General features: G+C 71.4%; 16 protein-coding genes. 9 read left to right on the forward strand and 7 right to left on the reverse strand.

Annotated features, from left to right (window positions below):
* Positions 1–83: 83 nt before the first annotated feature.
* Together AC0VYD_RS21920 and AC0VYD_RS21925 are read left to right on the forward strand one after the other, a co-directional pair.
* The gene (locus AC0VYD_RS21920; RefSeq protein WP_475477290.1) at positions 84–1,421 is read left to right on the forward strand and encodes a DNA recombination protein RmuC; all 1,338 of its coding nucleotides are present in this window, start codon (positions 84–86) and stop codon (positions 1,419–1,421) included.
* A 192-nt stretch (positions 1,422–1,613) separates the two neighbouring features.
* Positions 1,614–2,153: a DUF6542 domain-containing protein gene (locus AC0VYD_RS21925; protein ID WP_475477291.1), complete on the forward strand. Its 540-nt coding sequence runs from the start codon at positions 1,614–1,616 to the stop codon at positions 2,151–2,153.
* Positions 2,154–2,192: 39 nt separating this feature from the next.
* On the opposite strand, the gene AC0VYD_RS21930 is transcribed toward AC0VYD_RS21925, so the two are convergent.
* The 3 genes from AC0VYD_RS21930 to AC0VYD_RS21940 all read right to left on the reverse strand — a co-directional run bounded on the left by AC0VYD_RS21930 (position 2,193) and on the right by AC0VYD_RS21940 (position 4,676).
* Entirely contained in the window at positions 2,193–2,435 is a 243-nt protein-coding gene (locus AC0VYD_RS21930) for an exodeoxyribonuclease VII small subunit (RefSeq protein ID WP_475477292.1), read from the reverse strand.
* 2 nt (positions 2,436–2,437) lie between these two features.
* Complete coding sequence (gene xseA / locus AC0VYD_RS21935; RefSeq protein ID WP_475477293.1) at positions 2,438–3,847, reverse strand: exodeoxyribonuclease VII large subunit; 1,410 nt, start codon at positions 3,845–3,847, stop codon at positions 2,438–2,440.
* 97 nt (positions 3,848–3,944) lie between these two features.
* Entirely contained in the window at positions 3,945–4,676 is a 732-nt protein-coding gene (locus tag AC0VYD_RS21940; RefSeq protein WP_475477294.1) for a hypothetical protein, read from the reverse strand.
* Positions 4,677–4,973: 297 nt separating this feature from the next.
* Here AC0VYD_RS21940 and AC0VYD_RS21945 point away from each other — a divergent pair, with 297 nt between their 5' ends.
* Positions 4,974–5,945 (forward strand): 4-hydroxy-3-methylbut-2-enyl diphosphate reductase, encoded by a 972-nt coding sequence (locus AC0VYD_RS21945; RefSeq protein WP_475477295.1) that lies wholly within the window; start codon positions 4,974–4,976, stop codon positions 5,943–5,945.
* A 136-nt stretch (positions 5,946–6,081) separates the two neighbouring features.
* Here the strand turns inward: AC0VYD_RS21945 and AC0VYD_RS21950 are convergent, their stop codons facing one another.
* Together AC0VYD_RS21950 and AC0VYD_RS21955 are read right to left on the reverse strand one after the other, a co-directional pair.
* Positions 6,082–6,735 (reverse strand): DUF4245 domain-containing protein, encoded by a 654-nt coding sequence (locus AC0VYD_RS21950; protein WP_475477296.1) that lies wholly within the window; start codon positions 6,733–6,735, stop codon positions 6,082–6,084.
* A 110-nt stretch (positions 6,736–6,845) separates the two neighbouring features.
* Positions 6,846–7,457 carry a TetR/AcrR family transcriptional regulator gene (locus AC0VYD_RS21955; protein WP_191274648.1) on the reverse strand — a complete coding sequence of 204 codons (612 nt, stop codon included), beginning with the start codon at positions 7,455–7,457 and terminating at the stop codon, positions 6,846–6,848.
* Between the two features lie 160 nt (positions 7,458–7,617).
* Between AC0VYD_RS21955 and glpX the strand changes: the two genes are divergently transcribed.
* Positions 7,618–8,643: a class II fructose-bisphosphatase gene (glpX, locus tag AC0VYD_RS21960; protein WP_473038155.1), complete on the forward strand. Its 1,026-nt coding sequence runs from the start codon at positions 7,618–7,620 to the stop codon at positions 8,641–8,643.
* Between the two features lie 192 nt (positions 8,644–8,835).
* A complete protein-coding gene (locus AC0VYD_RS21965) occupies positions 8,836–10,569 on the forward strand; it encodes a hypothetical protein (protein WP_475477297.1) in 1,734 nt (577 codons plus the stop codon).
* Between the two features lie 149 nt (positions 10,570–10,718).
* On the opposite strand, the gene AC0VYD_RS21970 is transcribed toward AC0VYD_RS21965, so the two are convergent.
* Positions 10,719–11,540 carry an ABC transporter permease gene (locus AC0VYD_RS21970; RefSeq protein ID WP_473038153.1) on the reverse strand — a complete coding sequence of 274 codons (822 nt, stop codon included), beginning with the start codon at positions 11,538–11,540 and terminating at the stop codon, positions 10,719–10,721.
* Positions 11,537–12,463, reverse strand: coding sequence for an ABC transporter ATP-binding protein (locus AC0VYD_RS21975; RefSeq protein ID WP_475480337.1), 927 nt, complete (start codon positions 12,461–12,463; stop codon positions 11,537–11,539). The genes AC0VYD_RS21970 and AC0VYD_RS21975 overlap by 4 nt, the downstream gene beginning before the upstream one ends.
* 427 nt (positions 12,464–12,890) lie before the next feature.
* Here AC0VYD_RS21975 and AC0VYD_RS21980 point away from each other — a divergent pair, with 427 nt between their 5' ends.
* The 4 genes from AC0VYD_RS21980 (at position 12,891) to AC0VYD_RS21995 (ending at position 15,906) form a co-directional block, all read left to right on the forward strand.
* Complete coding sequence (locus AC0VYD_RS21980) at positions 12,891–13,262, forward strand: RNHCP domain-containing protein (RefSeq protein ID WP_475477298.1); 372 nt, start codon at positions 12,891–12,893, stop codon at positions 13,260–13,262.
* Complete coding sequence (locus AC0VYD_RS21985; protein WP_475477299.1) at positions 13,259–13,702, forward strand: RNHCP domain-containing protein; 444 nt, start codon at positions 13,259–13,261, stop codon at positions 13,700–13,702. The genes AC0VYD_RS21980 and AC0VYD_RS21985 overlap by 4 nt, the downstream gene beginning before the upstream one ends.
* A gap of 107 nt (positions 13,703–13,809) precedes the next feature.
* On the forward strand, positions 13,810–14,379 hold the full coding sequence (locus AC0VYD_RS21990) for a DUF1707 SHOCT-like domain-containing protein (protein ID WP_475480338.1): 570 nt from the start codon (positions 13,810–13,812) through the stop codon (positions 14,377–14,379).
* Between the two features lie 138 nt (positions 14,380–14,517).
* Entirely contained in the window at positions 14,518–15,906 is a 1,389-nt protein-coding gene (locus AC0VYD_RS21995; protein WP_475477300.1) for a class II fumarate hydratase, read from the forward strand.
* Positions 15,907–15,931 lie beyond the last annotated feature (25 nt).

Raw genomic sequence — 15,931 nt, forward strand, 5'->3', positions numbered from 1 at the left:
GACCGCGGCCTCCGCGCCGCCCCGCCGTCCGGGATCCTGCGCGTTGACGACACGGGGCGACCGTGGATTGAGAACATGGCGCCATGGACGCCCTCGCACTCGTACTCACGCTCCTGGTCGGCCTGGCGGTCGGCACCGCCCTCGGATGGACGCTCGCCCGCGGCCGCGGCGCCGAGGCCCGAGCGGACGCCCGAGCGGCCCAGGAGCGCGCCGCCTACGTGGAGGAACAGCTCGCGGACCGGTTCCGGGCGCTGTCCGCGCAGGCCCTGGACCAGACCAACCAGCGTTTCCTCGAACTCGCCGAGGGGCGGCTCCGGGCCGTGAGCGCCGAGGCCGGGAGCGATCTGGACGAGCGGCGGCGGGCCGTGGAGCGGATGGTGGAACCGTTGACGGCGACTCTGAACCGGGTGGAGACGCAGCTGAGGGAGGTCGACGCCGGGCGGGCCGCCGCGCACGCGGAGCTGGCCAAGCAGGTCGAGTACGTTCGTGAGGGCTCGGATCGCCTGCGGGACCAGACGCGGTCGCTGGTGACGGCGCTGCGCAGGCCGGAGGCGCGCGGCCGGTGGGGCGAACTGCAGTTGCGTCGGGTGGCGGAGCTGGCCGGGATGGCCGCGCACTGCGACTTCGAGGAGCAGGCGGTGTCCGGGGCTCAGCGGCCGGACATGGTGGTGCGGTTGGCGGGCGGCAAGAACGTCGTCGTGGACTCCAAGGTCCCGTTGGCCGCGTACCTGGACGCGGTCGAGGCCGGAGAGGGGCCCGGGACGCGGGACAGGCTGCGGACGCACGCCAAGCACGTGCGCACCCACGTGGACCAGCTGGCGGCCAAGTCGTACTGGGCGGCCTTCACCCCCGCGCCCGAGTTCGTGGTGCTGTTCATCCCCGGTGAGGCCTTCCTGGCCCCGGCGCTGGAGTACGATCCGGAGCTGCTGGAGTACGCGATGGCGCGACGGGTGCACATCGCGACACCGACCACGCTGATCTCGCTCCTGCGGACGGCGCAGTACGCGTGGCAGCAGGAGGCACTGAGCGAGAACGCCCGCGAGGTGTTCGACCTGGGCAAACAGTTGCACGCGCGGTTGTCGAAGCTGGGCGGGCACGTGGAGGGGCTGGGCCGGGCGCTGAACCGGACGGTGGGCGCCTACAACCAGACCGTGGGATCGCTGGAGAGCCGGGTGCTGGTGACCGCGCGCAAGTTCGGGGAGCTGGGCCTGGTCGAGGGCGATCTGGGGCGGCCCTCGGGTGTGGAGGAGCGCCCGCGTACGGTGACGGCACCGGAGTTCACCGAACCCGCATCGGTCGAATCGGATATGTCGGAACTCGGAATCACGGGCACCGCTGGTTTCGACGGTATTCGGCATGGGGGTAACGGCCGCAACGGTTCGACCCAAAAGAAACACGACGAGGCCGTTCACGGAGAGTGACTTAACGGTCAACCGTCCGGAACCGGCCAGAACCAGCCGGGGAGATCCCGGCGTCCAAGGGGTGGAAGCCGCGTTCACCCCGGAAGGGGCAAGTGGCCGAAATGACGACACGATCCCAGGAAAGACCCCCGAACATTCACGAGAAGTGACACACTAAACACTGTGAGTAACAAACTTGGGAGGCGCACGACCATGCCCCCGCGCAAGACGGACGGTCCGGCGCCCGGACAGGCCCCGTACTTCGTGCGGTCCAGCGGTCGCAGCCGGGAGGCACCCAGCGCGGACGGGACGGCACGCAGGCAACCGAACACGGCCCCGGCGGCCCCCCGGCGCCCGCCCCGGCTGACCGGGCGCGGCGGGGTGCTGCTGATCGTCGTGTTCAGCTTCACCGGAACCATGATCGCCCACCTGGCCTCCGTGACCACCGCCCCGGGCCTGGCCTTCACACTCGCCTGCCTGGTCACGGCGTCCCTCGTCCGGCCCGGCGACCTGCTGTCGCTGTCGGTGAGCCCGCCGATCGCCTACTTCGCCGCCGTGGTCGCCGCCGAGAGCCTGCTGGCCCTGGGCAACGAGGGCTTCGCCCGCGTGCTCATCCTGGGCTTGGCCTCCCGGCTGGCCGAGGTCGCGCCGTGGCTGTTCCTGGGCACGGCGCTGGTCCTGGTCATCGCGGTCTTCCGCGGCCTGCCCGGCAACCTGCGCACCCTCGGCGACGAGCTCAACGGCCGCGAATAACCCCGCTGCGTTCCGGGGCCCGGAGTAGGGCCGCCGGGGTCAGAAGGGCGCGTCGGCGTCCTGGGGCTCGTCGCCCCGCCGCTCGTCCATGGCGGCGGCCAGCTTGGCGCGAGCGCCCTCCAACCAGCGCTCACAGATCCGGGCCAGTTCCTCGCCGCGCTCCCACAGCGCCAGGGACTCCTGGAGGGTGAGACCGCCCGACTCCAGTTTGCGGACGACGTTGTTCAACTCCTCCCGGCTCTCCTCGTAGCTCAGTTCCGGGGCCTCACTCGTGTCGGCCATACCTACTCCCCCTCGGGCTGTGCGGTGTCGGTCTCGGGACCGGTGTCCTCGACGGTGCCGGTCTTCCTCGCGGCACCGGCCTTCCTCGCGGTACCGCCCTTCCCTGCGGCACCGGTCTTCCCGGGTGCGGCGGACCCGCGCGGACCGGCCTTCTCCGCCGGTGCGGGCTCCGCGTCCGCCCCGACCGCAGCGGTCTCCTCCTCGCTGTCCACGGAGTCGACCGTGGCCCTGAGACCGTCCTCCGCGAAGCGCAGTCGCAGGACCTCCCCCACCTCGGGCTCGGTCGCCGAACGGACCACCGAGCCGTCCTCGCGCTGCACGATGGCGTAACCGCGCGCCAGGGTGGTGGCCGGGGACAGGGCGTGCAGCCGGGCCTCGGTGTGGCCGAGACCGTCGGTGGCGCGGTCCAGCGAGACGGTCAGGCTCCGCCGGGCCCGGTCGCGCAGCTCCAGGACCTGCTCGGTGAGCCGCTCCGTCTCCCGGACCGGGTCGGCCAGGACCGGGCGGGCCCGGATGCCCGACAGCCAGGTGAGCTCCCGGTCGAGCCCGCCGCCGATGACCCTGCGGCCGCGGTCGCGGAGCTGACGGATGATCTCCAGCTGCTCGCCCACGTCGGGAACGGTGCGCTTGGCGGCATCGGTGGGGGTGGAGGCCCGCACGTCCGCCACGTGGTCCAGCAGGGGCGCGTCCTGCTCGTGACCGATCGCGCTGACCACCGGGGTGGCCGCGGCGGCGACGGCGCGGACCAGGGCCTCGTCGGAGAAGGGCAGCAGGTCCTCCATGGAACCCCCGCCCCGGGCGATGACGATGACGTCGACCTCGGGGCGCGAGTCCAGTTCGCGCAGTGCCTCGATCACCTCACGGGTGGCACGCTCGCCCTGGACCGCCACCTGGCGCACCTCGAAGCGCACGGCGGGCCACCGGCGGCGGCTGTTCTCCAGCACGTCGCGCTCGGCGGCCGAGTCACGGCCGCAGACCAGGCCGACGGTGTTGGGCAGGAACGGCAGCGGGCGCTTGCGGGCCGGATCGAACACGCCCTCGGCGGTCAGGGTGCGCCGCAGCTGTTCCAGACGGGCCAGGAGTTCACCGATACCGACGTGCCGGATCTCCCTGGCCCTCAGCGAGAAGGTGCCCTTGAGCTGGTAGAAGTCGGGCTTGGCGTGCATGACCACGCGGTCTCCGGGCCCCGGGGCCGGTTCCTGCCTGCGTAGCACGGAGGTCTCGCAGATCACCCGGATGGAGGCGTTGGCGACCGGGTCGCGCAGGGTCAGGTAGGACATGCGGCCACGGGAGTTCAGCTCGGCGATCTGGCCCTCGACCCAGATGGCGCCCAGCCGGTCGATCCAGCCGCCGACCGCTTGGAGTACGACCCTGACCGGCTGCGGTGACTCCGCGGAACTCTCCATGCCCATGGCTCCAGAGCCTAGGCCAGGGTGGTGACAGTTCCGGGCAGGAGCGGCCGCGCGGCCCCGGCGCCGGGCGTGCTCCACGGAGCACGCCGCGGCGCGCTCAGGCCCCGGCCTCGAGCTTGGCGATGCGGTTGTCGTACATCTTCACGAACTCGGGGCGGCTCTGGTGCGCGACCTCGTAGGCGCGCAGGTCGCGGACCTGATCGATGGTGAGCTTGCGCAGGCGGGCGCGGACGGAGGGCAGGGTGAGCTCGTCGTAGGTGGGCACGGCCAGGTCCTCGGCGGCGGGGGCGGCCCCCTTGCGGACCTTCTCCAGGACCTCGTCGCTGGCGACCCTGGTGTGCGCCTCGGCGGCCTCGATCTCCTCGGCCAGCGCGGAGCCGTCCTCGGGAACGTCGGCGGTGGCCGGGGCGGAGGGGCCTTCCCTGCGCTCCTCGACCAGCCTGGCGGCCTCGGCGGCGGTGGACCCGGCCTCCTCCTCGGCGCCGTCCCCGGGCCGCGACCCGTCGGACTGAGCGGCCTCGGCGGGAGCGGCCCCGGACTGCTCGGCCCCGGCAGCAGCGGCACCGGTGTCAGGAGCGGCCTCGGGCTGCTCGGGCTCGGCGGGAGCCTCCTTCTCCTCCTTCCTCTCCACGGGGGTCTCGGTCTTCTCCGAAGGAGCCTCAGCGGCGGCCTCGGCGGCCGGGGACTCGGTGCTCTCCGCCGTCTCCGCGGTCTCCGCCGTGGGGGTCTCGTCCTTCTTGTCCTGCACGGTCGTGACGACCGGTTCCTTGCGTCCGAAGACGCCCTTGAAAAGGGAGGTCAGCTTCGTGACGATGGTCGGGTTCGACATAGGACGGGGGCTCCTGATGCTCTCGGCGTTGGGCCGGCGGCGCGCGTCCAGCAAACCAGGCAAGGCCGAGTTGAGGGCGAACCGCCTCATAACAGATGCGATGGTGAACCAGGATAGAGGAGGGATTACCAGCATGAGCGGGTGGGAAGTGAACGATTTCGCCACTTCGCAGCCCGGCCGGGAGCATTCCGTTGCCCTGTCGTCACCTGCCTGTGGCCTCACCGATAGGTGAGCCCCGACAGGTGCCCTATCCCACACCCGGACGCACAGCCCGAGATCACACCTAGGATGTGTCCCATGAGTGCGATGACGACTGCCACGAACCAACGCCGTGTGCTACTCGCCAACCCCCGGGGTTACTGCGCCGGTGTCGACCGGGCGGTCATCACCGTCGAGAAGGCCCTGGAGCAGTACGGCGCCCCGATCTACGTGCGCAAGCAGATCGTGCACAACACCCATGTCGTACGCACCCTGGAGGAACGCGGCGCGATCTTCGTCGAGGAGACCGAGGAGGTGCCCGAGGGCGCCATCGTCGTCTTCTCCGCCCACGGCGTCTCGCCGGCCGTCCACGAACAGGCCGAGCGGCGCCAGCTCAAGACCATCGACGCCACCTGCCCGCTGGTCACGAAGGTGCACAAGGAAGCCCAGCGCTTCGCCGGCCAGGACCGCGACATCATCCTCATCGGCCACAACGGCCACGAGGAGGTCGAGGGCACCAGCGGCCACGCACCCGAGCACATCCAGGTCGTGGAGAGCCCGGAGGAGGTCGACAAGGTCGAGGTCCGCGACCCGGACAACGTCTCCTGGCTGTCCCAGACCACCCTGTCGGTGGACGAGACCAACCAGACCGTGGACGCGCTCCGGAAGAAGTTCCCGAACCTGCTCGCGCCGCCCAGCGACGACATCTGCTACGCCACCTCCAACCGCCAGGAGGCCGTCAAGGCGATGGCGCCCGAGTGCGAGCTCGTGATCGTGGTCGGCTCCGACAACTCCTCGAACTCCGTACGGCTGGTCGAGGTGGCCCTGGACTCCGGTGCGGACGCCTCGTACCTGATCGACAACGCCTCCCTGATGGAGGAGGCGTGGCTGGAGGGCGTCACCACGGTGGGTGTGACCAGCGGCGCCTCGGTCCCCGACATCCTGGTCCGGGAGCTGCTGGACAAGCTGGCCGGTCACGGCTTCGGCTCGGTCAGCCCGGTGACGACCGCCGACGAGACCCTCACCTTCTCGCTGCCCAAGGAGCTGCGCCGCGACCTGCGCGCGGAGTAGGGCCGGGCCGCGAACGACGAAACGATGACGGGGCCCCGGAGGGCCGTCCCTTTTCGGGGGCGCCTCCGGGGCCCCGGCGTGTGCGGGGTGCCCCGGCCTTCGGGTGCCCGGGCCGCCGGATGCCCGGGGCGGTTCCTCAGGAGTCGGTGTCCTCCGACCCGCCCTCCCCGGCGGCGCCGTCACCGTCCCCGGAGCCTTCGCCACTCGCGGAGTCCTCGTCCGAACCCGCTCCGGTCGCCTCGCCGCCGTCGGCCTCCTCGGCCTCCCGGGCCGGGAAGGTCTCCAGGTGCTCGGCCAGGACGGCGAACTCGTCGACGGAGGTGCTGCCGGAGATCACCAGGGTCCGGTCCTCCTCGCGCAGCACCAGGGCTCCCCAGTCCTCGGACTCCAGGTGCTCCCACTCCTGACCGCCGACCATGACGGTGCCGACCGGCTCGGCGTCCTTGACCTGGTCCTCCAGCACGTCGTCAGGGTCCCTGTCGCTCTGCGTCAGCCTGGCGTGGCTGTCCTGCGGGGTGGCGAACCCGACGGTCCACTCGACCGGGCCGGTCAGGTCCAGGGTGGAACTGGTGGGCGTCCATCCCTCCGGGAGGTCCTCGGAGGGCGCCGTCACCGGGTAGTCGGCGGCGTCCCGGAGCACCTCGATGTCCGGGCGGTACTCCACGGTGGGGATGTGTTCACCCGATCGGGTGGAGACCACGAACACCATCACCAGGAGGATCGCGACGACGACCCCGAGGGAGATGGCGTAGTTCTTGAAGGTGGCGTTGGCCCGGCTGTATGCACTCATGACAGTGTCCAGCTTGCCCCAGACCCCGGCCCGCTTCGACCTGGGGGGCGGTTAGGGCACGTGAGCGGGCCCCGCCCCCGCGGCGGGCACGGGACGCGAACCCGCCGGGCTCAGTCCCGGAGGCGGTTGCGGGGCTCGAGTTCGGTGAGCAGACCGGTGATCTCGTCGGCCAGCCGGTGGGCGTCGGCGTCGTCGCGGCGGACGACCTCGGCGACGGCGAGGAGCATGGAACCGCTCACCACGATCAGCAGCGCCTCGTCCACGGGCTCGTCCGCCTTGCGGAACAGGGCCACGTTGCGGTCGGTCCACTGGGTGAGCCGGGACCGCAGCTGGTAGTCGAACCCGGGCGGCCCGTCCCCGCTGAAGAACAGCCGGGCGGTCTCCCGCTCCTCGATGCAGCCGAGGAGGTAGGCGTGCGCCGCGATGTTCATCAGCCGTGTGGGATCACTCTCACCGCTGGCCCGTGCCTCGCGGACCGCCTGGTGCGTGCGCTCCTGCTGCCGCTGCTGGAACTCCTCGTACAGGGCGATGTACAGATCCGCCTTGCCGGTGAAGTGGTGGTAGAGGCTGCCGACGCTGGCCCCCGCGACCGAGACGACCTCGCTCACACCGGCCTTCGCGAAGCCCACCGTGCGGAACACCTGGGCCGCGGCCTTCAGCAGGGCACTGCGGGTGGCCGCGCCCCGCGGCGAGACCCGCGCGGGCTTGTCCGTCTTGTCCACTGTCACGCCCTCACTCCTGTCCGGGTCCCCGCCAGCGTAGACCGTAACGCCCCCGCCGCGGTCGCCCTCCCCCACAGGGCCCGTGACGACCGGGGCTCACCTCGGGTGACTACCCTAAGAGGTGAACTCCACCCTGTTCCCGACGGAAGGTGTCACGTCCATGTCGCAGCCCAGTGGTCAGCCCGCGCAAGCCCCGGCGCCCGACCGCAACCTCGCGCTGGAACTGGTCCGCGTGACCGAGACCGCCGCGCTCGCCGCGGCCCGCTGGGTCGGTAAGGGTGACAAGCTCGGCGCCGACGGCGCCGCGGTGCGGGGCATGCGCCACATGATCAGCACCGTGTCGATGAACGGCACCGTGGTGATCGGCGAGGGTGAGAAGGACAACGCCCCCATGCTCTACAACGGCGAGCGCGTCGGCGACGGCGGCGGCCACGAGTGGGACGTGGCGGTCGACCCGATCGACGGCACCACCCTCACCGCCATGGGCATGCCCAACGCCATCGCCGTGATCGCGATGAGCCCGCGCAACACCATGTTCGACCCGTCCGCGGTGTTCTACATGGAGAAACTGGCCACCGGCCCCGAGGCCGCCGACGTGGTGGACATCGCCGCCTCGCCCGCGGACAACATCCGCGCCGTGGCCCGCGCCAAGGGCAAGTCTCCGCAGGACGTCACGGTCGTGATCCTGGACCGTCCGCGCCACAAGCAGATCGTGCAGGACGTGCGCGACGCGGGGGCCCGGATCAAGTTCATCAGCGACGGCGACGTGGCCGGCGCCATCATGGCCGCCCGCCCCGGCACCGGTGTCGACCTGATGCTGGGCATCGGCGGCACGCCCGAGGGCATCATCACGGCGTGCGCGATGAAGTGCCTGGGCGGGGTCATCCAGGGCCGTCTGTGGCCCAAGGACGACGAGGAACGGCAGAAGGCGGTCGACGCGGGCCACGACCTGAACCGCGTGCTGTACACCGACGACCTCGTGTCCTCTGACGACGTGTTCTTCGCCGCGACCGGTATCACCGAGGGCGAGCTGGTCGGCGGGGTCCGGTACGAGTCCACCGGCGCGACCACCGACTCGCTGGTCATGCGCGGCCGCAGCGGCACCGTGCGCCAGGTCCGGAGCGAGCACCGCCTGACCAAGCTCTCCGCCTACAGCGGCGTCGACCTCACCTCCGCCCCGGAGTAGAACCCCTCCCCCTCTGCGCGGCCCGCACCCGGTGCCCGAAGCCCACGGCGCCCCGCCCACCCGGCGGGGCGCCGTGGCACGCGGACCCGAAACCGTCCACGTGTGTGCGAACCACCCGGGTCACCACGGCATCAGACCCATCACTGGCCCCGCGGCCGCGCCTGTCCCGTGAACACCCTCGTCGGAGGTCCGATGTCCTATCCAGATCCCCAGCAGCAGCCCCAGTGGCAGCCGCCGCAGCAGCCTGGGCAGCCCGGTCAGGGGTTCCCGCCGCAGCAGGGACCCGGGCAGCCGCACTTCGCCCCGCCGCCGGGGCCCGGAGCGCAGTACCCGGGCCCCGGCGGCCCCCACCCCAACAACCCGGGTGCCCCCATGGGCCCCGGAGGACCGGCCGGACCCATGGGCCCCGGAGGCCCCGGCGGCCCCGGGCAGCCGCCCTACGGCGGCCAGTACTCCGGCGGCCAGGTGCCGCCGTCCGGTGGCGGAGGGGGCCGTAAGTGGCTGATCCCCGCGGCCGCCACGGCCGCCCTCGTGGTCATGGGCGGCACCCTGTGGGCAGCGGCGTCCCTGGTCGACTTCGGCGGCCCGCAACCCGAGTCGGTCCTGCCCGGCAACTCCGTCGCCTTCGCCAAGATGGACCTGGACATCGACGGGTCCCAGGTCATGGATCTGCTCCAGTTCTCCTCGAAACTCCCCGACGAGGTCACCGAGGAGACCGGTGAGGTCGAGGAGGACACCTCGGGCGTCTTCGCCGAGATGTTCGCGGACACCTTCGACGTGGAGCAGGCCGAGGTCGAGGAGTGGGTCGGGCAGAAGGGCGGGGTCTCCGTCTGGCCGGCCTCGGACCCCGAGGCCGAGGCCTCGGACGGCATGGCCGCCATGGTGGCGTTGGCCGTCGAGGACCCCGAGGCGGCAGAGGCGCAGTTCAGCGAGATCAGCGACTCCGAGGACCTGTACTACGAGCTGGCCGACGACTTCATGGTCTTCACCGACAGCGAGGCCGGGCTCAACGAGTACCGGGACCAGATGTCGGCCCACGGCGACCTGGAGGGCAACGACACCTACAGCGGTGACCTCCAGGGCGTGCCCAACGGCAGCATCGCCCTGGGCTGGGTGGACTTCGGCGCGCTCAGCGAGGCGACCGGGCTCGACGAGGAGTTCGCCGCCGAATTCGGCACCGGGGCCCAGAGCATGGAGGGCCGGGCGACCGCCTCCATGCGGGTCGACGGCGACTACCTCGAGGCCAGGATGGACGTGTTCGGCTTCGAGGTCGAGAACGAGAACCTGGCCTGGCTCGCCGACGCCCCCGGCGCGAGCGTGGACGCCATGGGCGGCCTGTCGGAGGACTCCGTGATGGCCTTCGGCGGCAGCGGCCTGGACGAGGCCCTGAGCACCGCGTGGGAGGACGGGCTCCCGTTCGTCGGGCAGAGCGAGATCTCGGAGGCGGAGTCGTTCTTCAACTCCGTCGGCGCCCCGCTGCCGGACGGGTTCACCTCCCTGCTTGGCACCTCCACGGCCCTGGGCCTGGGCGACTTCGACCCGGACGGGTTCACCGAGCCGTCCTTCGAGTACCGCGCGGTCGACGGCGACCAGAGCGCGGTCGAGGGGCTCGTCGACGAGATCGCCAACGACCCCTACTCCTCCTCCCCCGTCCCCGACGTGGGCACGGACGGCGACACCGTGGTGGTCACCTACGGGGACGGCGGTTCCTCGGCCCGGCTGGGCGAGGACGAGGTCTTCCAGCAGACCATGCAGGATCTGGACGACGCGGTGATGGCCGGATACTTCGACCTGCGCCAGGTCCTGGGCCAGGACGAGGTGGAGGCCCCGGACCAGTGGGGCGCGGTCGGCATGGGGCTGAGCGTCGTCGACGGCGGCGAGCGCGCCGTGGTCGAGCTGCGCTGGGCGCCCAGCGGCGACCGGTAGCCGACTGGCCGGACAGGCGTGTCGACGGCGCGGGAGGGGCGGACCCTCCCGCGCCGTCGCGTTTCGCTCGGCCGGGAACGCTGTGCGGCCGATCGCGTCGGGCGGCGGGGCGGGCGCCCGCCCCGCCGCCCGGGTCCCGGGCCGACGCCCTAGTTCACGACCCGGCGCCGCATCTGGAAGGAGGCGAGGTTCCACATCAGCGCGACGAAGACCAGCAGGACGCCGACGTGGACCAGCACCGCGAGGACGTCCAGCCCGCCGAAGACGGAGCCGCGGATCAGCTCGACGGCGTGGTAGAGCGGGTTGACCATGGCGGCGGTCTGGACCCAGCCGGGCAGTTCGGTGAGCGGGAAGAACGTGCCCGCGACGAGGAACAGCGGGGTGAACAGGCCGCTGAACACGTAGTCCATGGAGCGCACCGAGGAGATCACCGCCGAGATCCAGATGCCGAAGAGCGCGAAGGCGAACCCGGCGAGGAAGGCGATGAACGGGACCAGCAGCATCCCGGGGCCGGGCCGGAGCCCGAAGCCGATCGCGACCAGCAGCGGTACACAGCCGTAGACCCCCGACCTCAGGGCCAGCCAGAGCGCCTCCCCGGTGACGAGTTCGCGCACGTCGACGGGGGCGGCCAGGATGCCCTCGTAGGTGTGCAGGAAGCGGCGTTTGATGAAGGTGTTGATGACGGCCGGCATCATCGACTGGAACATGACCGACACCGCGACGATGCCGGTGCCGAGGAAGTCGATGTAGCTGTATCCGGCGAGGGTCCCGATGAGGGCGCCCATGCCGAAGCCGAAGCAGAGCAGGTAGAGGGTGGGCTCGACGACGGCGGCGAAGGTCGTGGCCCGCCAGGACTGCCCGTACAGGATCCATTCCCGGGCGACCACGCCCATGACGGCGTCGGCCTCGAAGCGCCCCGGCCGGGCGTGCCGTTCCGGTCGGGCGTCGTCGCGGCGTTGTGACAGGCTCATTCCACGGACTCCCCGGTCAGGGTGACGAACACGTCCTCAAGGTTGCTGGCCCGGCGCTCGGGGGCGCCCAACCGCTCCCGGACCGACTCCGGGATCTCCTCGGCCCGCAGCACGGACAGGGTGGTCCCGGTACGGCGTGTGGTGAAACCGTGCCCGTTGACCAGGCTTTCCATTTCGGCCATCCCTTCGCCGTCGGGGGTGTACTCCTCGACGGTGGAGCCCGCGTACTTGGCGACGAGGTCCGCGGGGGCGCCCCGCTCGATGACGCGGCCGCGGGCCATGAGGGCGACCTCGTCGGAGAGGCGTTCGGCCTCCTCGATGTAGTGGGTGGACATGAGGACGGTGGCACCCTCGTCGCGCAGGGCGGAGATGACCCCCCACAGCTCCTGGCGCACCTGCGGGTCCAGCCCGACGGTGGGTTCGTCCATGAGGACCAGCTCGGGCCGGTGCAGGAGGGCGCGGACGATGAGCAGGCGGCGGCGCATACCGCCGGAGAGGTTGTCGACGGGGGTGTCCCCGCGGTCGCTGAGCTGGGCCAGGCGCAGGGTGCGGGCGATGGCCTCGCGGCGCCGGGAGCGGGGGACCCGGTAGAGGAACGAGAACATCCGGAGGTTCTGTTCGACCGTGAGTTCCTCGTCGAGGTTGTCGTGCTGGGGGACGACGCCCATGCGGGCCCGGGCCCACTTGGACTCGGCGGGGACCTCGTGGCCGAGGATGCTGATGGTGCCCTCGTCGGCGATGGACTGGGCGGTGAGCATCTTCATGGTGGTGGACTTGCCCGCACCGTTGGGCCCGAGCAGGCCGAGGACGATGCCCTGGGGCACCTCCAGGTCGAGGCCGTCAACGGCGGTGAGCGAGCCGAAACGCTTGACGACGCCGCTCAGGCGCAGGGCCGGCACGGCGGAGGGGGCCCGGGAGGTCATGGCGGCGCTCCCGGGGACGGCCCGTCCGGGCTCTGGTGTGGTCATGGGAACACGTTAGGCAGCGGGACGGACGTTTTTCCAACGGTTTTCGCGGCGGCGCGGACCCGGGAGCACCGCTCTGGCCAGGTCTGTCCACGGGAGCACCGCTCTGGCCAGGTCTGTCCACAGGCGGAGAAAACCCGTTGCGCCCGCGCCCGCCCCGTACCTAACGTCGAGGGGTCGGATCCGGACACGTGATCGGGGCGGAGACGCCCCCGAAAAGGGATGGGTGAGTATGCCCCGGACTGCGCCGAGCGCGCCTCACAACCGCGCGGGCCTCCGCCTGCCCCGAAACCCTTCGGCCGCCTGAGCGGACCCCGCCCACGTCGAGAACCGCTCGGCGCTCCTGCTGTTGACCTCTTACCCTCTCCAGCAAGGAGTCCCCGGGTTGTCCTTCACCGACCCCGACACCACCGAGAACACCCGCCCCACCGCCTTCCGCTGTGTGCTCTGCGGCCTGTCCGTGCCCGCCACGGGTCCCGACGGCCCGCAGCGCGGCCACTGCCCGAGCTGCCTGAGTTCCCGGCACGTCCACGACCAGGTCGGGGGCGGCGCCTCCGACTGCGAGGGGCGCATGACGCCCATCTCCGTGGTCGTCCCGCGCGACCACCGGTGGAGACTCGTGCACCGCTGCGTCCGCTGTGACGAGTTGTCCGAGAGCGCCGTAGCCGCCGACGACAACCCGCTCGTCCTCATGCGGATCGCCGTGCGGCCGCTCGCCGAACCGCCCTTCCCGCTGGAACTGCTCGGGGAGGTGTGAGCGTGGGACGGCGCAACAACGACCGGCGGACCCGGCGCAGACGGCAGCGCCCCAAGGCCGTCCTGCGGGCCCGCGGCGAACGGGGCCGCCGGTCCGAGCCGACCGCGGAGTCCTTCCGCTGCACCGGATGCCGGCTCGACGTTCCCGTGCGGGCGGTGGGCACCGCGCACCGCAACCACTGTCCGCACTGCCTCACCAGCCTGCACGTGGACGCGCGGGTCCCCGGCGACCGGGCCGCCGACTGCCGCGGCCGGATGGTGGCGGCGGGTGTCAGCGCACGGCCGGACGGCGAGTGGCTGGTCATCCACCGCTGCCTGTCGTGCGGCGAACTCAGCGCCAACCGGATCGCGGGCGACGACAACGCCCGTGCCCTGGTGCGGATCGCGGTGCGTCCGCTTTCGGCCTCCGCCGCGGCCAGGCGGGCACTGGTCCACCTGTGACCGGGAACGGCCGCGGGACCGGGTCAGTCCCGGGCCCGCGGCCCCGCCCCCGGGACTGCTCCTCCTCTAGGCTTACGGGCGTGAGTGAGGATGTCTCCCCCGCCCGGATGAGGGCCTCGAACAGTGACCGTGAACGCGTCAGCGAGGTACTCCGCGCCGCCGTCACCGACGGCCGCCTCGACATGGAGGAGTTCGAGGAGCGCCTGAACCGGGCGCAGGAGGCCAGGACCCTCGGTGAGCTCCCGGCGATCACCGCCGACCTCCTGCCCCCGCAGGAGCAACCCGTCCGGGTCGACAGCGAGCCGATGGTCAGCTGGTTCAGCACGCTCACCCGCAGGGGGCGGTGGGTCGCGCTCCCCGACGAGCAGGCCGGAGCGGTCGTCGGGCGCACCGAGATCGACATGCGCCAGGCCCTGCTCACACGCAACCACCACCGGATGACGGTCAGCACGTTCTTCGGCCGCGTCGTCATCGACGTCCCCGAGGGGGTGGAGGTGCGTATCAGGGGCTGGTCCTTCCTGGGCAGACGCAGCACCAACGCCCGTCGCAGCACCATGTCCGACCCGCCGGTCCTGGAGATCGACGGGTTCTGCCTGTTCGGCACCGTGCGCGTACGCGCCCCCAGGCGCCGCCTCTTCCCGGGCCGACGGCGCGCCCGCCCGCAGATCGACCGATGACCTCCCCTGTGCCGCCTGTGACCTGGACCGATGTCAACATGACACGTGCAACACCGGGAAGTGCGGGTGAGGTGCGCTGTGCTCTGCCGCGTCTGGCAGGCTTTAGGTCACAGGTTTTCCCAGGAAAGACGGGTTGCAATGAGTGAGTTCCGTATCGAGCACGACTCGATGGGTGAGGTCAGGGTCCCGGCCGAGGCCAAGTGGCGGGCCCAGACCCAGCGTGCCGTCGAGAACTTCCCGATCTCGGGCCAGGGTCTGGAGAACGCCCACATCGCGGCGCTCGGCCAGATCAAGGCCGCGGCCGCCAAGGTCAACGCCGAGCTCGGTGTGATCGGGGACGACCTCGGCAAGGCCATCCGTGAGGCTGCCCTCGAGGTCGCCGACGGCAAGTGGAACGACGAGTTCCCGATCGACGTCTTCCAGACCGGTTCGGGCACCTCCAGCAACATGAACACCAACGAGGTCGTGGCGACCGTCGCCAAGGAGCGCACCGGCCTCGACGTTCACCCGAACGACCACGTGAACGCCTCGCAGTCGTCCAACGACGTGTTCCCGTCCTCCATCCACATCGCCGCCACCTCGGCCGTGCAGAACGAGCTGATCCCGGCGCTGCGCCACCTGGAGGGCGAGCTCACCCGCAAGTCCGTCGAGTTCGCCTCGGTCGTCAAGAGCGGCCGCACCCACCTGATGGACGCCACTCCGGTCACCCTGGGCCAGGAGTTCGCCGGGTTCGCCGCGCAGGTGCGCTACGGGGTCGAGCGCCTGGAGGCCGTCCTCCCGCGCGTGGCCGAGCTCCCCCTGGGCGGCACCGCCGTCGGCACCGGCATCAACACCCCCGAGGGCTTCTCCGCCCGGGTCATCGCCGAGATCGCCGCCAACACCGGCCTGCCGCTGAGTGAGGCCCGCGACCACTTCGAGGCGCAGGGCGCCCGCGACGGTCTGGTCGAGCTCTCCGGGCAGCTGCGGACCATCGCGGTCGGCTACTGCAAGATCGCCAACGACATCCGTTGGATGGGTTCGGGCCCGACCACCGGCCTGTCCGAGATCTTCCTGCCCGACCTCCAGCCCGGTTCGTCGATCATGCCGGGCAAGGTCAACCCGGTCCTGTGCGAGGCCATGCTCCAGGTCTCCTCTCAGGTCGTCGGCAACGACGCCGCGGTGGCCTTCGGCGGCGCCTCCGGCAGCTTCGAGCTCAACGTCCAGCTGCCGATGATCGCGCGCAACGTGCTCGAGTCGATCCGCCTGCTGGCCAACGTCTCCACGGTCTTCGCCGACCGCTGCGTGGCCGGGATCAGGGCCAACGAGGAGCAGTGCCGCACCTACGCGGAGTCCTCCCCCTCGATCGTCACGCCGCTCAACCGGTACATCGGCTACGAGGAGGCCGCCAAGGTCGCCAAGCAGTCGCTGGCCGAGAAGAAGACCATCCGAGAGGTCGTGCTGGAGCGCGGCTACATCGAGGACGGCAAGCTCACCGAGGAGCAGCTCGACGCCGCTCTCGACGTCCTCAAGATGACCAACTCCCAGTAGTAGTCACCGGCGACGGGGCACCTCG

The organism is Nocardiopsis sp. iso_40 (genome assembly GCF_056173285.1).

Coding starts and splice junctions, on each gene's coding strand:
- AC0VYD_RS21945 (WP_475477295.1), top strand. CDS start 4,974: ATGAGTGCGATGACGACTGCCACGAACCAACGCCGTGTGCTACTCGCC.
- AC0VYD_RS21925 (WP_475477291.1), top strand. CDS start 1,614: ATGCCCCCGCGCAAGACGGACGGTCCGGCGCCCGGACAGGCCCCGTAC.
- AC0VYD_RS21965 (WP_475477297.1), top strand. CDS start 8,836: ATGTCCTATCCAGATCCCCAGCAGCAGCCCCAGTGGCAGCCGCCGCAG.
- AC0VYD_RS21975 (WP_475480337.1), bottom strand. CDS start 12,463: ATGACCTCCCGGGCCCCCTCCGCCGTGCCGGCCCTGCGCCTGAGCGGC.
- AC0VYD_RS21995 (WP_475477300.1), top strand. CDS start 14,518: ATGAGTGAGTTCCGTATCGAGCACGACTCGATGGGTGAGGTCAGGGTC.
- AC0VYD_RS21950 (WP_475477296.1), bottom strand. CDS start 6,735: ATGAGTGCATACAGCCGGGCCAACGCCACCTTCAAGAACTACGCCATC.
- AC0VYD_RS21940 (WP_475477294.1), bottom strand. CDS start 4,676: ATGTCGAACCCGACCATCGTCACGAAGCTGACCTCCCTTTTCAAGGGC.
- AC0VYD_RS21930 (WP_475477292.1), bottom strand. CDS start 2,435: ATGGCCGACACGAGTGAGGCCCCGGAACTGAGCTACGAGGAGAGCCGG.
- xseA (WP_475477293.1), bottom strand. CDS start 3,847: ATGGGCATGGAGAGTTCCGCGGAGTCACCGCAGCCGGTCAGGGTCGTA.
- AC0VYD_RS21920 (WP_475477290.1), top strand. CDS start 84: ATGGACGCCCTCGCACTCGTACTCACGCTCCTGGTCGGCCTGGCGGTC.
- glpX (WP_473038155.1), top strand. CDS start 7,618: ATGTCGCAGCCCAGTGGTCAGCCCGCGCAAGCCCCGGCGCCCGACCGC.
- AC0VYD_RS21970 (WP_473038153.1), bottom strand. CDS start 11,540: ATGAGCCTGTCACAACGCCGCGACGACGCCCGACCGGAACGGCACGCC.
- AC0VYD_RS21990 (WP_475480338.1), top strand. CDS start 13,810: ATGAGGGCCTCGAACAGTGACCGTGAACGCGTCAGCGAGGTACTCCGC.